The organism is Klebsiella sp. FDAARGOS_511 (assembly GCF_003812845.1).
GTDB lineage: Bacteria > Pseudomonadota > Gammaproteobacteria > Enterobacterales > Enterobacteriaceae > Klebsiella > Klebsiella grimontii.
Window position 1 is genome coordinate 1,700,084 of the sequence record NZ_CP033824.1, and the last position, 25,379, is coordinate 1,725,462.

Consider the following 25,379-nt stretch of genomic DNA (forward strand, 5'->3'; position numbering starts at 1 on the left):
AAAGAATCAGGCAGAGGTAATCAGGTTGCGAATCTGGCGGCAGGCGGCGCTAAACGAAGCATCATCGCGCTGGCGCGGATGGGGCAGCGCCAGGCTCACCACTTCCCGTATCCGCCCCGGACGCGGCGAGAGCACAACGACCCGGTCGGCCAGAGCGACGGCCTCTTCCACATCGTGCGTCACCAGCAGCGTGGTGGTTCCCGCGCGCTGGTGGATCTGTAAAAGTTCCTGCTGCAGAGTGTGACGCGTCAGGGCATCCAGCGCGCCGAAAGGCTCATCGAGCATCAGGATCTGCGGACGGGCCACCAGGCCGCGGGCAATGGCCACCCGCTGGGCCATCCCGCCGGAGAGCTGCGCGGGCAACGCGTTGGCGAATTCGCTGAGCTGCACGCGTTCCAGCATTTCCAGCGCCCGCTGGCGCTTCGCCGCCCGGCTGAGCTTTTCATCCGCCAGGCCGAGCATCACGTTGTCGAGCACGTTAAGCCACGGAAACAGGCGCGGCTCCTGAAATACGATGCCGCGCTCTTTGCCCACGCCGGTGACCCGCTCGCCGTTAATGCGAATTTCGCCCTGGGTCGCTGACTCAAGGCCTACCAGCATCCGCAGCAGCGTCGATTTGCCGCAGCCGCTGCTGCCCACCAGCGCCACCAGTTCACCGGCGGCGATATCCAGGCTGAAATTCTGTAGCGCCGTCACCTGTTGCCAGGATTTACGCACGTGACGAAAAGAGACCAGAGTCGAAGAGGTCATAGCTGCTCCTGTTGACGCCAGCGGGTGGCGCGCATTTCCAGTAAACGTCCGGCTTTATCCAGCGCCGCGCCGGTAATACCGACCAGCACCATGCCGCAAAGAATGGTGGGCATATCCAGCAGCTGCTGGGCATTGATCATCAGACTGCCGATGCCGACGCCGGAGGACATGAAATATTCCGCGCCGATATTGCCAAGCCAGGCGTAAATCAGCGCCAGCCGCAGACCGGCGAAGATCCCCGGCGCCGCGCCGGGAAGAATGACCCTGCGCAGGCGCGCTACTTCACCTAACCGCAGCACTCTGGCAACCTCATCGAGCTGCGGGTTGCGCTGCAGCACGGCCTGCAGGGTGCTGAAGAACATCGGAAAGAACGACGCCAGCGCGATAAAAACGATTTTGCCGCCGTTATCGTTGCCCACCCACGCGGTCAGCAGCGGCAGCCAGGCAAACAGGGCGATATGACGCAGCACGTTGAGCGTAGGCGTGAAAATTTGCCCGGCGCGCGGGCGCAGCGCCAGCAGCAGTCCGCAGAGCAGGCCCCCCGCAATCCCCAGCGCGCCGCCGACAAAGGCTCGCCCGAGGCTTGCCAGCATCGCCGCGGTCAGCTCCCCGCTCAGGGCGCCCTGCATAAAACGCGCCGCCACCGCCAGCGGTGAAGAGAACAGCGCGCCATCGATCCAGCCCCACGAACTTGCCAGCTGCCACAGCGCCAGCAGGACCAACGGCAGCTGCAGCGCCCGCCAACTGGCCTGCGGTTTCCACGCCAGGCGTCCGGCGGCTGGCTGCGGCCAGAACACCAGCCGGGCACAGGCGCGGTTCGCCGCCCACTCCATCAGCATGCCGCTCAGGCCAACCACCGCAATGGTGACGAAGACGATATCCAGTTGAAACAGCTGGCGGCCCCAGACCATCAGGTAGCCAATGCCTTCCGAAGAAGCCAGCAGTTCAACGACGATAAGCGATACCCAAGCCTGGGACAGCGCCAGACGCAGGCCGGTAAACCAGCCCGGCAGGCTTGCCGGGATCACCAGCCAGCGCAGCCGCTGCCAGCGGGAAAAGTTCATCACTCTTGCGGCTTCGCTCAGGGTCAGCGGCACGCCGGCCACCGCCTGCTGCGTATTAATGGTCATCGGCACCACGGTGGTTTTGACGATAACCGCCAGCTTGAGGCCGTTATCAATGCCGAACAGCACCATAAACAGCGGGATCCAGCCGAGCGTCGGGATTTGCGCCAGGGCGTAGAACAGCGGCTCCACGCGCTGCGCGGCGGCCGGGACCAGGCCGAACAGCGCGCCAAGCAGCGTGCCGGCAGTGGCCCCCAACAGCAGGCCAAGCGCCAGATGCTGAAGGCTGAATCCCCACTGCGCCAGCAGGTCGCCGCTCAGCAGCGATAGCGCGGTATCGGCAACCACCGACGGCGCGGGCAAAATTTGCTCCGGCATCCATCCTTCGCGAGCGGCGACGTACCACAGCAGCAGCAGCAACGCTGGCAGCAGCCACGGCCAGCCGTTAACCCTGAAGCCTGGCCTGGCTGGGGCATCGGTTCTTAAGATCATCTGCGACATATCGGTCCACTTTTCGGCAAGTTATGTCGCTATCAAAACGTCACTTCCCCTTCGCCGCCATTGCGTAAGGCGAATAATCCCGATGCATCGAATGCATTTCAGCCTGCCGGCCGCGCGGCGTCTGATTTAGCTTTTTTTCACCCATGCTTGGCGAATAAAAGCATTTAACACGCGACCCGTGGGCTCTTTAGGGTGAGAAAAAACTCAAGGGAGCAATACGTTATGATGAAAGCATTTTTTAGCAGCACCTTGCTGGCGCTGGCGGCGGTTATCGGCCTGGCGGCAAGCGTCCAGGCCGAAGCGCTGCGCACCATTCGCATCGGCGTGCCGGACCAGAGCGCAGGCAGTAAACCCTTTATTGAGGGTCCGGTCGGCATGGCGTTTATCCGCCATCAGCTGGAAGAAACGTTTAAACCGCAGGGCGTAGAAGTGCAGTGGCAGTTTTTCAAAGGCGCTGGCCCGGCGGTAAATGAAGCGTTAGCCAACCGCCAGCTGGATTTTGTCTACCTCGGCGATCTGGCGGCGATTATCGGTAAAGCCAACGGACTGCCGACGCGCCTGCTGCTGGGCAGCCGCGGCTCGGAATCTTACCTTGCGGTGACCAAAGCCTCGGGGATTAAAACGCTGGCCGATCTGCAAGGCAAACGGGTGGCGGTATATCGCGGCACGGCGGACCAGCTGGCCTTTGACCGCGCGCTGCAAACCGTCGGCCTCAATGAGCGTAGCCTGCAGGTAATCAACCTCGACTGGAACGCCGGCAAAGCGGCGCTGGCGGCCGGTCGCGTCGATGCGGTGTGGGGCGGCGTTTCGCTGCTGGCGCTGCGCGGCGATAAGATTGATGTGGTCGTCAAAAGCGGCGATTCCGGCCGTCAGAACACGACTCAGGCGGGATTCCTCGGCACGCAGACGTTTATTGACGCTTGGCCGCAGGCGACCCAGCAGATGATTAACGTACTGGTGAAGAACGCTGCGGAAATCAGCGACCCGGCCAATCGCGACGCCTGGTCCGCCGAGATGGCGCAGCAGAGCCAGATCCCGCAGGCGCTGTTTCTCGAAGAGCTGCAGCCGCAGGATCTGAACTTTACCACCTCGCCGCGTATCGACCCGTTCCTGACCGACAGCTTTAGCCGTAGCGTCGAACAGGCGAAATCGGGACGCCTGATCCGCAGCGCTTTTGACGTCAGCCAGTGGGTGGACGGCCAGTTTGTCGAGCAGGCGCTGAAATCCCTGCGGCTGGAAAATCGCTGGCCGCAGTATGATGCCAAAGGCCTGGCGAAAAACGCCGGTTAACCGCTCTCCTCCTGCGCCAGCAGCTGCAGCTGATGCTGACGATCGGTATGAAGAATAATCTCAATTAGCTTCTCCACCAGCGGCGGCTGCGCCGCGTGAACCGGAGAGATAATGGCAAACCGGGTCTGCATCAGCCGCCACTCCTCAGGCAGATCGCTGAGCTCCAGCTTAACCAGCCGATGGCTGTGCTGGCACAGCGCGAAGCCGTCCTCGCTGGCGAAGCTAATCGCGTTGGTCTGCGCGAGGGTGGCAAGCAGCGCGTAGATATGGTCACACTGAATCGCCGGGGTAAAATCCTGCTGCTGGCTAAGGGTCGCCAGCACCTTGCGCACGCCCGGCGGCAAATAGGGCGCCGCAAAGGGGTAGCGCAGCATCGCCTGAATAGAGACCGGCCCCTGTTTGGCCAGCGGATGGTCGGCATGGCAGACGAAAAAGCAGCGCTGCGGGCTGAGCGGCTGCACGCGCAGCTGCGGGTCGAGCTCGGCCTGCCAGCTGTCGGCGACCACAAAAGGGTAAAGCTGGGAGTTCAGCGCCTGATGCAGCGCCAGCCAGTTATCGATTTGAAAGCGCACCCTCGCCTGCGGTAAAAGGCGATGAAACCCGCCGACGGCGGCCGGAATCAGCCTCGCGGCAGGGGCCGGGCCACAGCCAAAAGCGACCTCGCCGTTTTGCGCATCGTCCGCTTCGCGCAGCTGGCTGCTGAGCTCCACGTTCAGCTCCTGAAAGCGGCGGGCGTAGGGCAGCAGCTTTTGCCCGTGCAGGGTGAGCGTCGGTAGCTTACTCTGACGATCGAATAACGGATGGCCGACGCTCTGCTCCAGCGCCTGAATGCTGCGGCTGAAGGCCGACTGCGACAGGCACACCGCCTCCGCCGCGCGATTAAAACTGCCGTATTCAACTAGCGCCACAAAGTTGCGCAGTTGGCGAAAATCCAGATGCATTGGCCGCCCCACTCTCTCTTTTTGGCTACAAAAGTACTGGAGCGCAGCCAGGCGGCGCAATGGCGGAATGATGAGGATTTTTCACCCAGCACGGAAGCAGAAGGAACGTCCAGCATCCGTATATTTGTGAAATATTGTTTCAAGGAGAAAAAAATTATTAATATGGCGAGTTCGGTTTTGCCATAAATAATCAGCGTTAATTCTCACGCCGCGAACCGGCCTATATTATTTACGTAAGGTTTCGTAAATTTTGCGTTTGGTCATTCTGAGGCCGTAGCGAATCGGCTATAAAATATCACGGCCCGTTTTCAGTGACGAAAAACAATGATATGAAGCCCAGACTCTCTCACGCGCTATTATTTGTTCCTTTTTTGCTTTTGGCAGGATGTTCATCCTCATCGAAACCGCATAAAACCGCCGCCCAGAGTAGCCACTCGACCATTGACGGAGGTTCTGACGATCTGATCCCGGTGATCGCCGCGCTGCACGATCAGATGCATACCTGGGAGGGAACGCCCTACGAATGGGGCGGGACGGAGCAAAGCGGCGTCGACTGCTCCGGGTTTGTCTGGCGTACGCTCAAAGATCGCTTTAACCTGCCGATGGAGCGCATCACCACTCGCGAACTGCTGCACATGGGTGAGCGCGTGAGTCCGCGCCAGCTACGGCCGGGGGATTTGGTTTTCTTCCGAATTAAAGGCGGCATGCACGTCGGCTTCTATGATACCGACCGTAATTTCCTTCACGCTTCCACCAGCCAGGGCGTGATGCGCTCTTCGCTGGATAATCCGTACTGGCAATCGGTATTCTACCAGGCGCGCCGTCTGCCGAAGGAATATAACGCGCAGATCACGATGAATAACGATAATCTGCACCTGGCGAAAAACCGTTAATCACAAATAATAAAGCCGCCCTGTTACCACGGCGGCTTTATTGTCGATCAGTCTTAGAACTGGTAGGTCATACCGACAGCGACGATATCGTCATCGTTGATCCCGAGCTTATTATCGCTCTTCAGCTGGTTGATTTTATAATCAACAAAGGCGTTCATGTTTTTGTTGAAGTAATAGGTCACGCCAACATCAATGTAGTTGACCAGGTCTTCGCTTCCCACGCCCTCAATATCCTTGCCTTTTGACAGCACGTAGCCCAGGGACGGACGCAGGCCGAAGTCGAACTGGTACTGCGCCACGGCTTCAAAGTTCTGCGCTTTATTGGCAAAACCGCCGCTGATTGGCGTCATTTTGCGGGTTTCGGAGTACATGGTCGCCAGGTAGATATTATTGGCGTCATATTTCAGGCCGGTCGCCCAGGCTTCCGCTTTTTTACCCGTACCGCGGGCCAGCAGGTTCTGATCGTTCGTACGATCGGAGCTGGTGTAGGCCGCGCTGACGGCAAAATCGCTGCCGCCGAAGTCATAGCTTAACGCGGTGCCAAAGCCGTCGCCGTTCTGTTTTTTGGCTTCACGGCCTTCGTTTTTGCCCTGGTACTGCAGGGTCAGATCCAGGCCATCCACCACGCCGAAGAAGTCGGTATTGCGGTAGGTTGCCAGGCCGCTGGCGCGTTTGGTCATAAAGTTATCGGTCTGCGCGGAAGAGTCGCCGCCGAATTCCGGGAACATATCGGTCCAGGCTTCGACGTCGTACAGCGCGCCGAGGTTACGGCCGTAGTCAAATGAACCGTAGTTTTTAACTTTCACCCCGGCGAACGCCAGGCGCGTTTTCTGCGAAGAGTCGCTTTCGGTTTTGTTGCCGGAGAACTCTGATTCCCAGCGGCCGTAGCCGGTCAGATCGTCGTTAATCTGCGTTTCGCCTTTGATGCCGAAACGAACGTAGGTCTGGTCGCCATCTTTGCTGTCATAGTCGCTCATATAGTGCATCGCTTTGACTTTGCCGTAGACGTCCAGTTTATTGCCGTTTTTATTATAAACTTCTGCCGCCTGGGTAGCCGAAGAAGCAATAAGACCCATCATCATTAATGCCAGTGAGCTCTTTTTCATTATCTAGTCCTGGTGATTTATTTATACGCGCTAATCAATTCCGGGCGGAAGCCCTGTCAAAAACTGCAGGTTTTTTAACGCTCTAATATTAAAAATTTATGACAACATGGAACTTTTGATAAAAAAGCGTATTTAATTATTTCCGTCATGAATGTGTCACGTTTCCCCGCCAGAATGCCCGATCCGCGCAATGAAGTGGTTCGTCCACCACGCCAGGTGTTGGCAAGCGGGCTGACTCCTGTTACAACATCAATTCGATATCGAAACTCCTTTTTGAACGGCAGAGAATCATGAGTGATAGCCAGACGCTGGTGGTAAAACTGGGCACCAGTGTTTTAACGGGCGGATCCCGCCGCCTGAACCGCGCCCATATCGTTGAATTAGTGCGCCAGTGCGCACAGCTGCACGCGATGGGCCACCGAATTGTGATAGTGACCTCCGGGGCGATCGCCGCCGGACGTGAACACCTCGGCTACCCGGAATTGCCCGCGACCATCGCGTCCAAACAGCTGCTGGCGGCGGTTGGCCAGAGCCGTCTTATCCAGCTGTGGGAACAGCTGTTTTCTATTTATGGCATTCACGTCGGCCAGATGCTGCTGACCCGCGCCGATATGGAAGACCGCGAGCGTTTCCTTAATGCCCGCGATACCCTGCGCGCGCTGCTGGATAACAACATCGTGCCGGTAATTAATGAAAATGACGCCGTGGCCACCGCCGAGATTAAAGTCGGCGATAACGATAATCTTTCGGCGCTGGCGGCGATTCTCGCGGGCGCCGATAAACTGCTGCTGCTGACCGATCAGCAGGGCCTGTTCACCGCCGACCCGCGCAACAACCCGCAGGCCGAACTGATTAAAGACGTGTACGGTATCGATGACGCCCTGCGCGCGATCGCGGGCGACAGCGTATCGGGTTTAGGTACCGGCGGTATGGGCACCAAGCTGCAGGCCGCCGATGTCGCCTGCCGCGCGGGCATCGACACGATCATCGCCGCCGGTAGCCGTCCGGGCGTGATTGGCGACGTGATGGAGGGGGTTTCCGTTGGCACCCGCTTCCACGCCCAGGAGTCGCCGTTGGAAAACCGCAAGCGCTGGATTTTCGGCGCGCCGCCGGCGGGCGAAATTACCGTGGACGCCGGTGCGACACAGGCCATTCTCGAACGCGGCAGCTCCCTGCTGCCGAAAGGGATTAAAACCATCACCGGCAACTTCTCGCGCGGCGAAGTGATTCGCATTCGCAGCCTTGAAGGCCGCGATATCGCCCACGGCGTCAGCCGTTATAACAGCGATGCGCTGCGCCGCATCGCCGGGCAGCACTCGCAGCAGATCGATGCCATTCTGGGCTATGAATACGGCCCGGTCGCCGTCCACCGTGACGACATGATTATCCGTTAAGGAGCTGAAAATGCTGGAACAAATGGGCATTGCTGCCAAAGCGGCCTCGTATAAACTCGCGCAGCTTTCCAGCCGCGAAAAGAACCAGGTGCTGGAAAAGATTGCCGACTATCTTGAAGCGCAGACCGACGCGATTCTGCGGGCTAACGCTGAGGATCTGGCGGAAGCGCGCGCCAACGGTTTGAGCGAAGCGCTGCTCGATCGCCTGGCGCTCAATCCGGCTCGCCTGACCGGGATTGCTAACGATGTTCGTCAGGTCTGCAGCCTGGCTGATCCGGTCGGTCAGGTGATCGACGGCGGCCTGCTGGACAGCGGCCTGCGTATCGAGCGTCGCCGCGTGCCGCTGGGCGTAGTGGGCGTGATTTACGAAGCCCGTCCAAACGTGACCGTCGACGTCGCCTCTTTGTGCCTGAAAACCGGCAACGCGGCGATTCTGCGCGGCGGCAAAGAGACCTGGCGCACCAACGCCGCCACGGTGAAAGTGATTCAGCAGGCGCTGCAGGAGTGCGGCTTACCGGCGGCCACCGTGCAGGCGATTGAGAGTCCGGTTCGCGCGCTGGTCGGCGAGATGCTGAAGATGGATAAGTATATCGATATGCTAATCCCGCGCGGCGGCGCAGGTTTGCACAAGCTATGCCGCGAGCAGTCGACGATCCCGGTGATCACCGGCGGTATCGGCGTTTGCCATATTTATATCGACCACTCCGCTGACGTTGCCGAAGCGCTGAAAGTGATCGTTAACGCCAAAGTGCAGCGCCCGAGCGCCTGTAATTCGGTCGAAACGCTGCTGGTACATCAGGATATCGCCGAACGCTTCCTGCCCGCGCTGAGCAAGCAGATGGCGGAAAGCGGCGTCAGCCTGCACGCCGATGCGGCCTCCCTGCCCGCGCTGCAAAACGGCCCGGCCAGCGTAGAGCCGGTGAAAGCGGAGCAGTATGACAACGAGTACCTGTCGCTGGATCTGAACGTGAAGGTGGTGGCCGATCAGGATGAAGCGGTGGCGCATATTCGCGAGCACGGCACCCAGCATTCCGACGCCATCCTGACGCGTACCCTGGGCAACGCGAACCGCTTTATCAACGAGGTGGACTCCTCGGCGGTGTACGTCAACGCTTCTACCCGCTTTACCGACGGCGGCCAGTTCGGCCTCGGCGCGGAAGTGGCGGTCAGCACCCAGAAGCTGCACGCGCGCGGCCCGATGGGGCTGGAAGCCCTGACGACCTATAAGTGGATTGGTTTCGGCGACGATACCATTCGTGCTTAATGCTCATTGGGTGATGCAAAAGTAGCCGTTTGATTCGCAAGGGCATTGACGCATCACCCACTTAGTTTTAACCTTCTATCCCGTGCTTACGCTCGTCAGCACGTCTTGCAGGGCCGATATAGCTCAGTTGGTAGAGCAGCGCATTCGTAATGCGAAGGTCGTAGGTTCGACTCCTATTATCGGCACTCTCTAATAAATCAATAACTTAGGTTAAAATACCCAAGAAATTGTATCTTCTAAAATCACATCCAAACGCCTGTGGGTTGTACTGGCTTTGGTATCGTACAACATATGGGCAGGTAGTTACCAGGCTCAACCCTGTACAGATTTTCCTTTGAAGCCAGAAGACGCCGCCAGCGTCTCTAATCCTCATACCAAAACCCTTAGCAAAGTTCCGCGTGACCCTGGCCTGCCAGCACATCGCCGGCGGCGTATGCCTGACGCAGACCGCGGAACGAGTCGGCTATCAATCCCAAGCCGCGTTTAATCGCGCATTTCAACGCATCACAGGAGTCCCCCCGGCCGTTACAGCCAACAGTGCCGGGACAACGCCACCGTTCAGCAATTTCACGGCCAGAATTATCAGCAGATGAACGAAATCGTTTAGCTCACCCCTGCCGCAGCATGGCTGATTGCGATCGGCCATGCTTCATGCCGTGCCCTGCTGTGCGAGCGGAAATGACGCCGACAAACCGCCTGCGCTGAAATATCGATTATCACGGCACTCATAATACTGTTATCCATAAAAACCACTATATTGTATATTTCGTTCCGTTTTAAATCGTCTACGATAAAAAAGATATAGTCAAAAAAGAAGTAGTATCTATGCATCACCAGGTTCAACTCTCCGACAGCATAATATCCAATAGCCAGGCATTGGTGAATTTCGCCATACAGTACATTTATCAAAATATAAATAATAACATTTCAGTTTATGATATCTCTGAATATCTGCAGGTTTCCCGGCAATATGTGCATCGCATTTTTAAAAAACAAACCGGAGTGACTGTCAACAAATTCATCAGCAATAAAAAAATTGAATATGCAATAATGGATATCATCCTCGGGATTGAGGATACCGACTCGGCCTACCTTAAATATAATTTCAAAAGTAAACATGCGTTTGTCGACCAGATCCAGCGCTATATCCACACCACGCCTGCCTTGTATAGCCTACCAGCGCTCGCAGCGTATAAAAAATAAATCACTGCGCGCGCTGGTAGCCTCAATATCACTGCCTCCCTGATGCCCCCCGTGGGGCGCTCAGCAATTAGCAAAATAATCACTAACGTATAACGGTAAAATGACTCAGGACGAATAATTATTAATTAGAACCAGCGGTTATAACAACTGTTATATCGATTAACAAACTAACTGTTCATGTTGGTTAAGGATCTGCTGTGATGTAATCTACTGGTATTTTTGGGTGAATTAACCTGCACATTTTTGAGAACACTATAATGAGCAATGATAAATTTTCAGATAATGAACGATTAAAACAGCAGAGCCAACTTCTGCGCGGCACGATTAAAGAAGATCTGCATAACGAATTAACCGGCGGATTTCTCGGCGATAACTTTCAGCTGATCCGCTTTCACGGCATGTACCAGCAGGACGATCGCGATATTCGCCAGGAAAGAGCGGCGCAAATGCTAGAACCCCTGCATACGGTGATGCTGCGGGTGCGTTTACCTGGCGGGATCATCAGCCCGCAGCAGTGGCTGGGGATCGACGAGTTTGCGTCGCAGCATACGCTTTACGGCAGCATCCGCATCACCAACCGCCAGGCGCTGCAGCTGCACGGCGTGCTAAAGCGTAATATCAAGCCGGTTCATCGGCTATTGCATCAGTTGGGTCTCGATTCGCGGGCGACGGCGGGCGACGTCAACCGTAACGTACTGTGTACTTCAAATCCGGTGGAGTCCGGGCTTCATCATCAGGCTTACGAGTGGGCTAAAAAGATATCGGAGCATCTGTTGCCGAAAACAAACGCCTATGCCGAAGTTTGGCTGGACGGTGAAAAGATCGCGCAGCCGGAAGAAGAGACCATTCTGGGCAACAGCTATCTGCCGCGCAAATTCAAAACCGCGGTGGTCATTCCACCGCAAAACGACGTCGATTTGCACGCCAACGATCTTAACTTTATCGCTATCGGCGAGAATGGACAGCTGACGGGCTTCAATGTGCTTGTAGGCGGCGGCCTGGCGATGACCCACGGCGACCAGAGCACCTATCCGCGCCTGGCGACAGAGCTGGGGTATATTCCTTTGAACGCTACGCTGGCGGTTGCCACCGCCGTTGTCGCCACCCAAAGAGACCGTGGAAACCGCGCAAATCGACGCAACGCTAAAACTAAATATACTATCGATCGACTCGGCATTGAGGTATTTAAAGCGGAAGTCGAGCTGCGAGCAGGCATGGCATTCCAACCGCTGCGGCCTTACGCTTTCAGCAGTCGCGGCGATCGTATCGGCTGGGTAGAAGGGATCGACGGTAAGCACCATCTCACCCTGTTTATCCCCAGCGGCAGGTTGATTGATAAGCCCGGCAAGCCTCTCAAGTCGGGCCTGGCCGCCATCGCCGCCGTCCACGACGGTGACTTTCGCTTAACCCCCAATCAAAATATCATTATCGCCGGCGTCAGCGAGCGCAACCGAGCTCAGATTGACGCACTGGCACAGCGCTATTCCTTGATTGATGACACGGTATCGCCGCAGCGAAAAAGCGCGATGGCCTGCGTCTCCTATCCCACCTGTCCGCTGGCAATGGCCGAGGCCGAACGCGTGCTGCCGGACATAGTCGATCGCCTTGACGCTATCTTAATGCGTAACGGGATTGCCGATCGGGACGTGATATTTCGCGTCACCGGCTGCCCGAACGGCTGTGGCCGGGCGATGCTGGCCGAAATCGGCCTCGTCGGCCGCGCCGTGGGCCGCTATGACGTATACCTCGGCGGCAACCGCGAGGGAACGCGTATTCCTCGCCTCTATAAAGAGAACCAGCCGCTTGAAGAGATTATCCGCGACCTTGACGCGTTGCTGAGCGCCTGGGCGCAGGCGGCTAACCATGATGTGGCGTTCGGCGACTTTGCGGTACAGACGGGGATTATTCGCCCGGTACTGAACTCCAGCATCGACTTTTATCTGCAGGACTAAGATGGCCAGGCCGTTGGCGATTATTCAAATGGGCGATCCGCCGGCGATAATCCGCGAGGAGGCTGGCGAGCAAAGCCAATGGTTCGTTCAGGCGCTCACCTTATCCCGCGGGGAGTACCGGGTTATTCACCCGGATCGCCAGGAGCCCCTGCCCGCTATCGACACAATCTGCGGCGCCATCATCAGCGGCTCCTGGGCGATGGTCACCGACCGGTTAGCGTGGAGCGAGGAGACTGCGCAATGGATACGACGCGCCCACGCCCTGAACCTGCCACTACTGGGCGTGTGCTATGGCCACCTGCTAATTTCCCACGCGCTGGGAGGCCTGGTTGCGGATAACCCGCTGGGGAGCGAACACGGGCTTCAGCTGATCCAGATCGCCGAAAACAGTACAGCCCCGCTGCTAACGACATTTCCCGGTCGCTTCGCGGCCTGGCTTTCTCACCGGCAAACCGTGCTACGGCCGCCGGATGGTGCCAGCGTGATGGCTTTTTCCGCCCGTGACGCCTGCCAGATTCTGCGCTATAGCGACACGGCGTATTCGGTGCAGTTCCACCCGGAATTTACCTGGGATATTATGGCCGCTTGCCTCAAACAGCGCGGAGAAGAGTTGGAAATGGCCGAGATGCCCGGCGAACCAGTCTGGCCACAAGAGCTGCTCAGGCGCTTCTATTATCTCTGGTGCAAGGATAATGCCCCCCGCTTATGCCAGTCATAATCGTGAGAAAGCTGTTTAATCGCTACATCAGGCGCAGGGTCGCCTTCCTCCCCTACCAGTATTCGCTGATAGCCGGGCAACCAGGAAAAAATATTGAATAGCAGGTCTCTGCCTGGTTGTCTTCAGTCAGACCTGTCATTCGCATGGCCGTTTTCCGATCCATACAATTTTGCAATATATTTCGAAAAATCAGCATAATATATTACCTAATCATCCACCTAATTCGAAACAATACATTCCTCCAGAACGTCAGATTTATCGTTTTATTCGCAGCACAGGCGGCCAGTAATTTATACAGCGAGCGTCACTAGACTGGATGGAAGTGCAACTCAGCAGCCTCTTCTATTATTCATCCGCGTTCGATGGGATATCACACAAAAAATTCAGCTGGACCAGCATGGGCTGATTAACTATGAAAGTAAAAATTGCAACGCCAACGGGCAGAGTGTCCTGGAGCATGTCTGCCGTTGAATAAGTAATGGCGCATTCAGGCATCAATGCACCGGTGCAACCGTCAAGCTTCTGGCAAATAGCTTTGGTGACGGAATTCCCGGACCATTCCGTGTGATACTCTTCACAGTACCTAATTAGTAGAGTTTTAAAGCAGACTTGATGAGGTGAATTGCATGTATGATTTTGATTCAACTAGCTGGCTGGTTGGACATGGAATGAGCGTGGATCTTCGCGTCGTAAGTCATAAAGTCGAATGTGCAGCAAGGCATTACTAATATCGCGGTATGTTAATCAATGTGTAGCAGAGCAGTTCTACAGTGAAGAGCATAACAATTTTAACACCGCGATATCAATGACTTACCACACTCACCTTCCCAATAGATAAATTCAGCCCACAATACTAAATTGAATATTTACTTAGCTTACTGATATGTATCCCTAACCAGGTAAGCTCGTCGTTTGGAATAAATATAGCGTAATTATTTTTTATATAATCACGAATTGCTTCTGCAACAACCATAGCTCTTGGATGGAAGCGAATTAATTCATTATAGAAATCATCAGTTTCTTCTAATTCAATGTTATTACTTAAGACTCTTTCAGCGAAGTACCTTAAATGTGTAATAAATCTGGCGTAGTGAATTGAATTGATATCAATGTTTTTATTAAGTTTATAGCGAACAATTTCGGCAACTCTATTCACTAATTCAACTTGCTTATGCGCATTAGTCTCATCACATTGGGAACTTGCATTAATAATGTGAAAAGCAATATGTACAGCCTCATCTTCAGGAAGATTTACAGAAAATTTAGCAGATACCATATCTCTTGCTAACTCACCTATATTATATTCTTTCTGATAATACCTTTTTATCTCCCAAGTGAGTTTATTCGCAATGTTAACATTTGCCTTACAGCGTTCAACCGCGAAATGCAAGTGCTCTGCCAATGTAAATAGCAACACTGTATTAAGCTTTTCATTGTAATGCGCTTGAGCTAACTTGACTATTTCATGCGTAATTTCAAAAAAAACTGCGGGAATTGTGTCAGTCAAGGACAAGTAATGCTGCGCTTTAAGCGTATTTAAAGGGATAAATACCTGTTCAACATTTTTCAAGTCGACCATTGTGCCCGGCTTGGAATTAAAACCAATGCCTTTGCCAAAAAGTATAATCTCTTTTCCATCATTAACAGCAAGCAGCATACTGTTATTTAAGGACTTTTTAATTTTCATCACAATTCCCGCGATAACAAATGATTAACCTAAATCAGTTCCGTTGGTCGCAATGACCTTACGATACCAGTAGAAGGAATCTTTGCGTAATCTATTCAATGAACCATGCCCCTCGTCATCTTGATCTACATATATAAAACCATAGCGTTTGGTCATTTGCGATGTTCCAGCACTGATGATATCAATCGTGCCCCAACTTGTATATCCTATCAAATCAACACCTTCTTTAACAGCTTCAATCATCTGTTCGAAATGCGCACGAAAATAATTAATGCGGTAATCGTCATGAATTTTCCCATCAACTACTGTATCTTTCGCACCGAATCCATTTTCAACAATAAATAACGGAATTTGGTATCGATCATAGAGTTCCAGCAACGATATTTTGAGCCCAACGGGATCTATTTGCCAACCCCATTCAGATGCAGGCAAATGTGGGTTTTTTACACCCATGATAGTATTTCCTGCAGTGCGTTCTGCATCGGGCTGGACTGATTCAGTAATGGACATATAATAGCTGAATGAAAGGAAGTCTACAGTATAGCGTCGTAGCGTATCCAAATCATCCGGCTGCATTTTTATCTTTATGTTACGTAATTCGAGATCCCGCTTAATTAGCGGTGGATATTCTCCCTTAATTTGAACATCCGAATAAAAATAATTTTCTAAATTCTTTTTGAGAGTAGCCTCCACGTCATCAGGATGACAAGTCAGAGGATAGGTAGTTAACTTGGTAAGCATGCATCCCACCTGGCTACCAGGTATTTTTTCGTGGCAGTCCTTTGTTGCTAACGCCGAAGCAACAAACTGATGATGCAATGCCTGATAAATATCCTGTGTACTTTCTCCTGGTAAGCTTTTTTCTTCACGAACACCTGCAGTCGTAAAGGGGTGCCGATGAATGCTATCAATTTCATTGAATGTTAACCAGTAACGGACCAGATTCTTGTAACGGTCAAAGCACACATTTGAATAGCGCAGAAACGCATCAACAACATTTCGGTGGACCCAGCCATTATATTTCTCACTCAATACTAATGGCATTTCATAGTGTGATAGCGTAACGAGTGGTTCGATGCCAAGTCTGCGCATCTCAGTGAACATATTTTCATAAAACTGTAAACCACTTTCATTTGGTTGATCATCTTCACCTGTAGGGAAGATTCTTGACCAGGCTATTGATACCCTGAGTACTTTTATCCCCATTTCGGCAAAAAGAGATAAATCCTCTTTATAGCGATGATAAAAATCGATACCTCTGCGTTTAGGATAATTTTTATCGTTCTCACCTTTAAGCGCATCGCTAACGTTTTCATCAGATACGGACATATGGCCGGCATAATCGCTTGTGCTCAAATGAGCCTTATAGGCGACTGCATCTGCAACAGAAGGGCCTTTTCCGTCAACGTTCCATGCTCCCTCTGCCTGATTCGCTGCAATGGCCGCACCCCATAAAAAATTCTCGGGAAGAATAGATTTTGACATAATGATTAAGCCTCTTTTAATGAAAGAATATTTAACTGATGTGTTGCTTCGGTTTGCTCGGTTGACGGTTTCATCTTAAAACGTTCGCTATTTGTAACAACCATTACTACGACTGGGTCGTAACCCGATTTAATGATTTTATCAATCTCAAATTCGATTAATAGCTCACCAGCCTTAACCCGTTGGCCATCGGTAATTTGCGGGTGAAAGCCTGCTCCGTTCATTTGTATTGTATCAATTCCGATATGAAAGATGACCTCAACTCCATGGTCAGTTATCATGCTTGCTGCATGGCCACTTTCGAACACATGCTCTATAACGCCATCGGCAGGTGCATATAGAGCTCCGACAGATGGAATGATAGCGATACCATCGCCCATGATTTTTGCAGAAAATACATCGTCGTTTACATCCGTTAACGGGATGATTTTCCCTTCAACCGGACTGGTGAAGAAAAATTCATTCACTGATTTTGAAGTAGCGATGGCCGCTGGATCCTCAAAACTAGATTTTTCCTCATCAGAGGGCAGAGTCGCCGTCTTTTCTTTCCAAAAGAATAATGTTGATAAAAACGCCATGCTGAAAGAAATCAGAGCACCTATGATTGCATACATCAAGCTAGTTGGATTATCCGGGGAAGCAAATATTGAGATGCTGGCAAGGCTCGGAGCTACTATTGCGTAAGCTGAGACCATCGTAAATCCCATGAAAGCCCCACCGATCATTGCACCTATCATCACCGAAATAAGCACAGGCCTATGGAGTAAAGTAATACCATACAGTGCAGGTTCAGTAATACCAAAGAGGGCTGAGATTCCGGAGGAAAGTGCAGTACCTTTAAACATTTTATTTTTACTTTTAAGAGAAACCGCAAAGCAGGCTCCTGCTTCAGCTATATTGTGTGCCAGGGAAGCTGGATTATATAAAGATTCTTTACCGGTTTGGCCCATCGACATTATGGCATAAGGAAGAAAAGGTTTATGCATTCCTGCAGCCACAATAAATGGTAACCCGCCAGCCAGTAATCCTGTGGCGATGAACCCAAATTTTCCATGCATCCAAAGAATCAGTTGGGTTAATAAAGAGCCCATTTCAAAACCTAAAGGCCCAAGGATAAGTAGTGTTACAGGAACTGTTGTGACCAGCGATAACATTGGTGATAAAAAACCGCGTAACGCATTAGGTGTGTAACGATTAAAAAGAGATTCAGTTTGTGCATAGAAAATCACACAAAGTATTGCCGGAAATACCTGTGCCGCATAGGAGACATTCGTAATATCAAACGTCATTAACGTTGCCCCTTGTTTTGCCAATGTAGTAAACGTGGGCAACAACAAGACTGACACAGCTGTTAATGCGACTAACGAATTCACTTTAAGCTTATTCGCAGTAGTGATTGCTATAAGTAAGGGTAAAAAATAGATCGGTGCGGTTCCAATGCAATCCAAGATTTTATAAGTAGAACTGTCCTTCGTAAGCCATCCGGCCATGTCCATGATGATCAGAAGAGATTTCAGCACACCACCACCTGCAATAGCAGGAATGAGCGGCTGGAAAATACTGATAACAAAATCAATCAGCCAGGCACTCCACTTTTTTTTGATAACAGGTTTCTGTTTCTCGGCAGAGTTATTACCCATCAATGATTTAATAGCATCAAACACTTTTACAACGTCTTTGCCAATGACAATCTGACACTGCACATTTGTCACGACCCCCATTATCCCAGGCATTTTTTTGAGTTCAGATACCTCCACTTTAGAGTTATCATACAAGCTTAGTCGTAATCTGGTTGAGCAATGTTCGAGGTGTTCGATGTTTCCTACTCCACCGACTAATTCAAGAATTGTACGCCCAGTATTTAGATGATCCATAAGTTGCCCCATGAGCAAAAAAAAAGACCCGAAACTCTTGCCCCGAAAAAGGGGGGAGAGTTTCAGGTCTTGCCTGCATTACCAGTGACACGCCTGTACTACATATCTATTGACAGTATACTCTATACATAGTTACAGACAACAAATTTAAACCATGTTTTATGAAAATGTGACAGCTATAACATAATGCCCCTTGTAGATACTTACTGCATAAAAATGCCGGCAGTTGCACTCCCTTCGTTTAATAACATTTAGTAAGAACAACTTGATTATCTATACTCTAAAAAAAACGACAACTCATTACTTAATTGATTTTATGATGATAATTTAGTTTTCAACATAGTTACCACCACACCTCAGCCTGAGCGCCAATCGAAAATTGGTCTTTCTTATTATCATTGAATTTAAAATTGGAGAGTTCATTCTGATTTGCTCTGATGTAAGTTGTATAGAAACGAATTTCCGGCCTTGAGGTTAAGATTGACGTATCAATTTTGAGTGCATGATATAACGTTGTTTTGTAACCGGACTCACTAAATGTTTGTCCTTGTGATTTGTTGTCTTGTCTAAACCATCCAAGCTCAACACCGCTTTGATTGAATTTATCCCAGATATAAGCAGGTCGTATGACACTTCGGTAGCTTTGAAAATCAGTATGGGCGCCGGTATCATAGCTGAATATATCATGGCCATTTGAATAAACCAGAGCGTGTGCCATTATAGTGTCCTCGGAGGGATAAAACTCTCCTTGGGAAATAATTCTGAATGCCTTTCCATTCGTGTGATTCCCATAATAATAGTCACCATTTCCATATGTTGGATTTGCTCCTGAAATTTTTGCAAATGAACTGGCAATAGAATTATCGGCAACCTGTAGTGTTAATTCTCCATACCCACCAGTTTTAAATTTCTGCCTTAAAATCGCAGCCGCCAGCCATGCATCTTTTACTTGATAATACTGACCATCAGACTCTCCTGACTTAACAACGTCTGATTTATTCGCCATATTATAGCGACCATTGAGTTCCAGTGTTGCCTTATCCCATAATGGAATTTCGCGATAACGAATATCCAGAGCGTTAGTATTGAGTTGTAGTGAATTTCCTGATGTTTTGTAATCAAGCGCGCGTGCGTTCAGATCCTGGCGCACAACAGCAACGTTGAATTTTCCTGGGCCAATTTTCCAGTTTTCTATACCGAGCCCTGCGCCACTTTCAGTTCTGATACTTTTCCAGTCAAGCATCTGTATCTCATATTTAGGCAGATAGTGCTTACCTACCCAGAAATCGGCTTCTGGAGCAAAACTCAGGAAACCCTTAGTTGTGAGATAGATATCAGAAAACTGTAAGTTACTCTCTGAATTTTTATCAAACACAGCATTGCTGTATTGCTCACCGACATTACCATCCAGCATAACAACTGCGTGTGCGGTTTTTCCATCCAAATCATAGACTTTTTGTTTTAGTTGTAAATCAAACCAGGATGTATATTCATTGCCAAACCTGCCAAGTGAACCAATCGCATACTCCTTTGGAGAACCATGGTTTGCAGTTCCCCAACCGGACCGGAAGTAACCATTATAAGAAAAACCAATATCATTTTTTACAAAGTTACTTATATCTTTCAACGTCAAATCATTACTCACCGCATCTTTTTGTATGGTCTTTTTTTCGGAGGTAGTAATGTCTACATTTTTGACTAATACCTGATTCTCTGCATACATTGGTTTAGTAAACCCAGTATCATTGAGCTTGTATTTTTTTAACTCAGCCCTGGTATCATATAGTTCTTTGGTATTTTCTTGCAATTTTTTTTCAAGTATAGCAATGCGTTCTTCCATTGTTAGGCTTTGAGCATGTGAGTTGCTGCATATTACGGATATAAAAATAAACAAAACTCTTTTTTTCATTATAAAACCCTCTTTAGTTACACTCGCGCATAAACTAAATACTTTGTTTAGAGATGTTTTAAGTGCTCATAGATATTAGTGGCACCAGGTACCTATTTATATCGCTTTGGTTTAACAAGCAAAATATCTTCATCAGAATTTTGATATAGTGTATAGCTATAAAAGATTAAGTCCTTTTTCACCGGTGCACTGAAATTTATTTTATGAACACATAATTTTCTCCTCTCAAAATAAAACATACCCCCCCACCCAGACATATCTCAGCAATTTTTAAAACTAACGAGCAGACGTTCCCTGCTCAATAATTAATTGAGAGACCAATGAAATGTATAATGAAGATTAAACTTTTATTTTCGTTTCATGAATAAAGCCCAAAAAAACCAAAAAAAAAGACCCGAGGACATTTTCGAATCTAGATGAATTCGAAAGTGCACTCAGGTCTTGCCTGCTCTTGCAGTTACACGCCTGTACATCAATTCACACATTAATACATATTTAATATGAATTTGACAACGGGAAATTTTGAGTCGTTTGAAAATTGTGATCTACTTAACAATTGCTCGCTTTCCCTCTAGCATTCATCCATCACAGATAGCTTATTTTCACCTTCTATTTTAAGGGGAGGCCGGCTCTATTGACCTCCCAGGGATAGATGACTACCTCAGAGAAACCTTCTAGATTATGTTCTTAAATCATAATACAACCAATATTTTCCTGGATTCAGTCCCAACAAATAATAAAAAGCCCCATCATTCTGTTTATAGGTTGAATCAGCTTGCCTTACATATAAACAACTGTTTCTTTTATTTGTGTAGTGCATTAACATCACTCCAATTAAACTCTATTTCCCCAACATCTATCACTCCATACTGAAACGACGCCCTTAAAATTCAAAAAATAAGAATACCTTGTTTTATCATAATTTTCGCAAGTAAATATTGCCTGGTATAATGGACCGCTATTAGAACCAGTATGGATTTATATTTAGACAGAATCGTCTGCCGGGGTGGGGTCAGTCCAATCCTCATCATTCGGGTCGATATTTTCAGGGCCGCCGGAACGTCGTCTGGCGACCTCTTCTGTAGTGCGTCACGGTCAAACTGCAGCCTGCGGTTCCGCAGGTTTCTGCGTATCAGGACGTATTTTGAACCAGATGGCATACATGGCGGGCAGGAACACCAGCGTGATAATGGTGCCGCCAAAGGTCCCGCCAATCAGCGTGTAGGCCAGCGTCCCCCAGAACACCGAGTGCGTCAGCGGGATAAACGCCAGTATGGCAGCCATCGCCGTCAACAATACCGGCCGGGCACGCTGCACCGTCGCCTCTACCACCGCATGGAAGGGCGCCAGCCCCTCCTGCTCGTTGTGATGGATCTGGCCTATCAGGATCAGGGTGTTGCGCATCAGAATGCCGGACAGCGCAATCAGCCCGACGAGGGTATTGATGCCAAAAGGCTGATTGAAGAGCAGCAGCGTTGGCACCACCCCAATCAGCCCCAGCGGCGCGGTCAGGAAGACCATCACCATCGCCGCCATCGACCGCACCTGGAGGATGATAATCAACAGCGTCATGGCAATCATGATAGGGAACAGCGGCACCATCGCTTTGGTGGCTTTCCCGGACTCTTCAATCGAACCCGCCTGCTCGATGCGGTATCCGGCCGGCAGCGTATCGATGACCGGCTGCAGCGCCTTCGTGATGGCGGCAGAAACATCCGGCGGCTGCAGATTTTCGGCTATATCTCCCCTGACAGTTATGGTCGGAATACGATCGCGACGGCGCATAACCGGCTCTTCCATTTGCACCTCAACCTCCCCAATCTGAGACAGCGGAATGCGCTGCCCGGCAGCCCCCACCAGGGTAAAACCGGCTATTTTTGCCGGGTCAAGCCGGATATCCCCCGCCGCGCGTCCCATGACCTGTACCGAACGGATATCTTCCCGTACTGAGGTGATTGGAATGCCTGAAAGCAGAAACTGAAGCTGCTGCGCGGCCGCATTCGAGGTCAGCCCCACCGCCTGCAGGCGATCCTGATTGAGCGTGAAGTGCAGCGCCGGTACCCGCGGCCCCCAGTCGGTGTTGACGGTTCTCATCATCGGACTGGCCTGCATCACTTTTTCCACCTTATCTGCGATTTCGCGCAGCGTGGTAGGATCAGGCCCCATGACGCGATAAGCCACCGGATAGGGTGAATACGGGCCAAACACCAACTGGGTCACGCGCACGCGCGCCTCGGGCGTCAGTCCACCGGCCACCGCTTCACGCAATCTGAACTTAAGCGCCTCGCGGGCTTCCGGGTTGTCCGTCAGCACGACTATTTTCGCAAATGACGGGTCAGGCAGCTCGGGGGCCATGGCCAGAAAGAAACGCGGCGCCCCCTGCCCGATGTAGGAGGTGACGATTTTTGCCTCTTTCTGTTTTCTCAGCCAGGCTTCGATTTTCGCCGCGGTGGCATTGGTCTGCTCAATAGCGGTGCCATAGGGCATCTGCACTTCAACCAGTACCTCAGGACGGTCGGAGGTGGGGAAAAATTGTTTTTTCACCAGCCCTAAGCCGAGTATCGCAACCGTAAAGACGGCTATCACAGTACCCGCCACGATCCACTTGCGCGCGATAACCCAGCCCAGCAATCGGCGAAAACGATTGTAATGACGGGTGTTGTAAATCGCTGCGTGTCCCCGCTCTACCTTTTTGATATCGGGCAGCATCTTCACGCCCAGATAAGGCGTGAACACCACCGCGACAATCCAGGAGGCAATAAGGGCGATACCGACGATCCAGAACATATTGCTGGTATATTCGCCGGCGGTGGACTGGGCAAAACCGTTAGGCATGAAACCAACGGCGGTGACCAGCGTACCGGCGAGCATCGGGGCGGCGGTGTGGCTCCAGGCATAGGCGGAGGCTTTTATGCGGTCGTAGCCCTCTTCCATTTTCACCACCATCATTTCGATGGCGATGATGGCATCATCGACCAGCAGCCCGAGCGCCAGGATCAGCGAGCCCAGGGTGATACGGTCAAAGTTTTTGCCGGAAGCCTCCATCACAACGAAGACAATCGCCAGCGTTAACGGTACGGCAGCGGCGACCACGACGCCCACGCGCCACCCCATGCTGACGAAACAGACCACCATCACCACCAGCAGCGCGACAAAGAACTTGATCATAAACTCGTCAACGGCGGAGCTGATGTTGACCGATTGGTCGGTGACCTTGGTCAGAGTCATGCCGAGCGGCATACCCGCATTAATTTTGGCGGTTTCCGCATCCAGCGCCTTCCCCAGATCCAGTCCGTTCCAGCCGTCCCGCATCACGATGCCCAACAGCAGCGCCGTTTCCCCCTGATTGCGGATCAGGAAGGTCGCCGGATCTTCGTAGCCCCGCTCAACGGTCGCCACGTCCGATAGCTGCAGTGTCCGGCCCTGAACAACAATGGGGGTTTCGCGGATTTTCTCCAGTTTGTCAAAAGCGCCATCCAGGCGGATAAAGACCTGCGGTCCTTTGGTGTCAATCGAGCCAGCGGGTGTCAGTACGTTCTGGCTGTTGAGGGCGGAGAAAATATCCTGAGGGGAAACGCCCAGCGTGGCCAGCCGGTCATGCGAGAACGAAACAAAGATGCGTTCGGCCTGTTCACCGATAATATTGACCTTCTTCACCCCCGGCACGTGCAGAAGACGCTGACGCAGCGATTCCGCATCGCGAACCAGTAGCCGCTGCGGCTCTCCTTTCGCCTTCAGCGCAAAGAGCGCGAAGGTGACGTCGGAGAATTCGTCATTGAACATCGGTCCGATAACGCCTGCCGGCAGGTTTTTGGCCTCATCGCCGAGCTTCTTGCGCGCCTGATAGAACTCTTCCTGCACCTGTGAAGGCGGCGTGCTGTCTTGCAGTGAAAGCATGGTATAAGCCAGACCGGGTCGGGTGTAGGTTTCACTACGGTCATACCACTTGAGCTCCTGCATTCGCTTTTCAAGCGGTTCAGCAACCTGATCCTGCATCTCCTGCGCGGTAGCGCCCGGCCAGGCAGAAATAATCGTCATCTGCTTGACGGTAAACGGCGGGTCTTCCGCGCGCCCCAGTTCGAAAAATGACAGAACCCCGGCCACGGTAATCAGAATAATGAGGAACAGGGTGATGGAACGCTCGCGAACAGCCAGCGCTGAAAGATTGAATTTGCCGTCGCTCATGGCCGACTCCCGGCGACGCGGGCATCGTTCTGTACAGCCATGCGTACAGCCTCACCGTCATGCAGCAGATGCGCCCCGAGGGCGACCACCTTCTCGCCAGGCTGGAGGTTACCGGATACCTGCGCCACATCATCACTCAATCCCAGCACCTGAACGGACCGCCACGACACTTTGGCTGGCTGACCTGAAATCTGCCAGACGCCCGGCCCTTTACCCGGATCGTAGAGCGAGGTTAATGGTACCTGCATCACCTGGTTCGGTAATTTACCGTCTGCAATGTGCAGCGTTACGGTGGATCCCAGCGGCGCATTCGCCAGCGCCCCTTCAAGCACATATCTCGCCTCGAAGGTGCGGGTTACCGGATCGGCCGCATCGGAAAGGAGACGCAGTTTCGCCGGGACCGTCTGTTTACCGGTGCCGTACAACATGGCCTCGGCCTCGCTTTCAGGAGCCGGACGTAACGTCTCGGGTAACTGCACGCTGGCCTCACGCTGGCCCGCTCTGGCCAGACGAACCACCGGCTGACCAGCGCTAACCACCTGACCGGGTTCAGCCAGAGTCTCCATGACCACGCCGTCTGCGTCGGCCAGCAGCACCGCGTAGCCCGTCGCGTTTTGCGCCACATTCGCCTGGGCCTGAGCCGCATTGAGTTCAGCTTTGGCCGTATCGGCGGCCGCTTTTATCTGGTCGTAGGCCGATACCGACACCGCCCCTGTCGAGACCAGACCGCGGTAACGCACCTCATCCGCCGCAGCTTGTTTTGCTCGGGCCCGTGCGGCCGCGACCGCCTGTTGCTGAGCCTGTGCCTGCAGGCCGAGGTCCGCGGGATCCAGACGCATCATCGGCTGGCCGCGCTTGACGTTCTGGCCGGTATCGACCAGACGTTCAAGAATTTTGCCCTGCACTCTGAAACCGAGATCGCTTTGAACCCGGGCGACAACAACGCCGGTAAATGCGCGGGAGGCATCCATCGCACTCACTACGGTCGCAGACCTGACCAGAGGAGGCTGAGTGCGGGGATCGTCTGTGCCGGAAACGTCACCGCAGGCCGCGAGGGCAAACGGCAGCAGGCAAACGGCAAAAGGGGCGGATTTGAGCCTGAGCATGGGGTTCCTTAATCATTTTGACAGGACAGTTGAACCATACTCTTTCATGTGACCAAT

At 52.1% G+C, this 25,379-nt stretch carries 18 protein-coding genes and 1 tRNA gene; 9 read left to right on the top strand and 10 right to left on the bottom strand.

The annotated features are described in order from the left end of the window. Positions 1–6: 6 nt before the first annotated feature. Positions 7–750 carry an ABC transporter ATP-binding protein gene (locus EGY08_RS09255; RefSeq protein ID WP_004129433.1) on the bottom strand — a complete coding sequence of 248 codons (744 nt, stop codon included), beginning with the start codon at positions 748–750 and terminating at the stop codon, positions 7–9. Beyond that, a complete protein-coding gene (locus EGY08_RS09260; RefSeq protein WP_123828427.1) occupies positions 747–2,315 on the bottom strand; it encodes an ABC transporter permease in 1,569 nt (522 codons plus the stop codon). Before EGY08_RS09260 ends, EGY08_RS09255 begins: the two co-directional genes overlap by 4 nt. A gap of 222 nt (positions 2,316–2,537) precedes the next feature. On the opposite strand from EGY08_RS09260, the gene EGY08_RS09265 reads away from it, so the two are divergent. Further along, entirely contained in the window at positions 2,538–3,605 is a 1,068-nt protein-coding gene (locus tag EGY08_RS09265; protein WP_123828428.1) for an ABC transporter substrate-binding protein, read from the top strand. Here EGY08_RS09265 and EGY08_RS09270 read toward each other — a convergent pair. Next, a complete protein-coding gene (locus tag EGY08_RS09270; RefSeq protein ID WP_004129427.1) occupies positions 3,602–4,546 on the bottom strand; it encodes a LysR family transcriptional regulator in 945 nt (314 codons plus the stop codon). The two genes, EGY08_RS09265 and EGY08_RS09270, sit on opposite strands and share 4 nt — an antisense overlap. 329 nt (positions 4,547–4,875) lie before the next feature. On the opposite strand from EGY08_RS09270, the gene EGY08_RS09275 reads away from it, so the two are divergent. Next, positions 4,876–5,439 carry a C40 family peptidase gene (locus EGY08_RS09275; RefSeq protein ID WP_004099299.1) on the top strand — a complete coding sequence of 188 codons (564 nt, stop codon included), beginning with the start codon at positions 4,876–4,878 and terminating at the stop codon, positions 5,437–5,439. A 53-nt stretch (positions 5,440–5,492) separates the two neighbouring features. Here EGY08_RS09275 and phoE read toward each other — a convergent pair whose 3' ends face one another. Next, the gene (gene phoE, locus EGY08_RS09280) at positions 5,493–6,545 is read right to left on the bottom strand and encodes a phosphoporin PhoE (RefSeq protein ID WP_004129421.1); all 1,053 of its coding nucleotides are present in this window, start codon (positions 6,543–6,545) and stop codon (positions 5,493–5,495) included. Between the two features lie 290 nt (positions 6,546–6,835). Here phoE and proB point away from each other — a divergent pair, with 290 nt between their 5' ends. From proB to EGY08_RS09315, 7 genes are all read left to right on the top strand, one after another. Further along, complete coding sequence (gene proB, locus EGY08_RS09285; protein WP_004099297.1) at positions 6,836–7,939, top strand: glutamate 5-kinase; 1,104 nt, start codon at positions 6,836–6,838, stop codon at positions 7,937–7,939. Positions 7,940–7,949: 10 nt separating this feature from the next. After that, complete coding sequence (gene proA, locus EGY08_RS09290) at positions 7,950–9,203, top strand: glutamate-5-semialdehyde dehydrogenase (RefSeq protein WP_123828429.1); 1,254 nt, start codon at positions 7,950–7,952, stop codon at positions 9,201–9,203. 112 nt (positions 9,204–9,315) lie between these two features. Then, positions 9,316–9,388: transfer RNA gene (locus tag EGY08_RS09295), tRNA-Thr, on the top strand. A gap of 213 nt (positions 9,389–9,601) precedes the next feature. Continuing rightward, positions 9,602–9,796: a helix-turn-helix domain-containing protein gene (locus tag EGY08_RS09300; RefSeq protein ID WP_224326421.1), complete on the top strand. Its 195-nt coding sequence runs from the start codon at positions 9,602–9,604 to the stop codon at positions 9,794–9,796. A 232-nt stretch (positions 9,797–10,028) separates the two neighbouring features. Further along, positions 10,029–10,406 carry a helix-turn-helix domain-containing protein gene (locus tag EGY08_RS09305; protein ID WP_227635278.1) on the top strand — a complete coding sequence of 126 codons (378 nt, stop codon included), beginning with the start codon at positions 10,029–10,031 and terminating at the stop codon, positions 10,404–10,406. A gap of 257 nt (positions 10,407–10,663) precedes the next feature. Beyond that, complete coding sequence (gene cysI / locus EGY08_RS09310; RefSeq protein ID WP_112165881.1) at positions 10,664–12,358, top strand: assimilatory sulfite reductase (NADPH) hemoprotein subunit; 1,695 nt, start codon at positions 10,664–10,666, stop codon at positions 12,356–12,358. 1 nt (position 12,359) lies between these two features. Then, complete coding sequence (locus tag EGY08_RS09315) at positions 12,360–13,076, top strand: glutamine amidotransferase (RefSeq protein WP_123828430.1); 717 nt, start codon at positions 12,360–12,362, stop codon at positions 13,074–13,076. Between the two features lie 853 nt (positions 13,077–13,929). Here EGY08_RS09315 and EGY08_RS09320 read toward each other — a convergent pair. The 6 genes from EGY08_RS09320 to EGY08_RS09345 all read right to left on the bottom strand — a co-directional run bounded on the left by EGY08_RS09320 (position 13,930) and on the right by EGY08_RS09345 (position 25,322). Beyond that, positions 13,930–14,763, bottom strand: a complete 834-nt coding sequence (locus tag EGY08_RS09320) for a PRD domain-containing protein (protein ID WP_004129338.1) — start codon at positions 14,761–14,763, stop codon at positions 13,930–13,932. Positions 14,764–14,787: 24 nt separating this feature from the next. Beyond that, a complete protein-coding gene (locus tag EGY08_RS09325) occupies positions 14,788–16,248 on the bottom strand; it encodes a glycoside hydrolase family 1 protein (protein ID WP_004129335.1) in 1,461 nt (486 codons plus the stop codon). A gap of 5 nt (positions 16,249–16,253) precedes the next feature. Beyond that, a complete protein-coding gene (locus EGY08_RS09330) occupies positions 16,254–18,122 on the bottom strand; it encodes a beta-glucoside-specific PTS transporter subunit IIABC (protein WP_004129330.1) in 1,869 nt (622 codons plus the stop codon). A gap of 343 nt (positions 18,123–18,465) precedes the next feature. Further along, positions 18,466–20,031: a carbohydrate porin gene (locus EGY08_RS09335; RefSeq protein ID WP_049115066.1), complete on the bottom strand. Its 1,566-nt coding sequence runs from the start codon at positions 20,029–20,031 to the stop codon at positions 18,466–18,468. A gap of 1,095 nt (positions 20,032–21,126) precedes the next feature. Next, entirely contained in the window at positions 21,127–24,216 is a 3,090-nt protein-coding gene (locus tag EGY08_RS09340) for an efflux RND transporter permease subunit (protein WP_123828431.1), read from the bottom strand. Then, entirely contained in the window at positions 24,213–25,322 is a 1,110-nt protein-coding gene (locus EGY08_RS09345; RefSeq protein ID WP_123828432.1) for an efflux RND transporter periplasmic adaptor subunit, read from the bottom strand. Before EGY08_RS09345 ends, EGY08_RS09340 begins: the two co-directional genes overlap by 4 nt. Between the last annotated feature and the right edge of the window lie 57 nt (positions 25,323–25,379).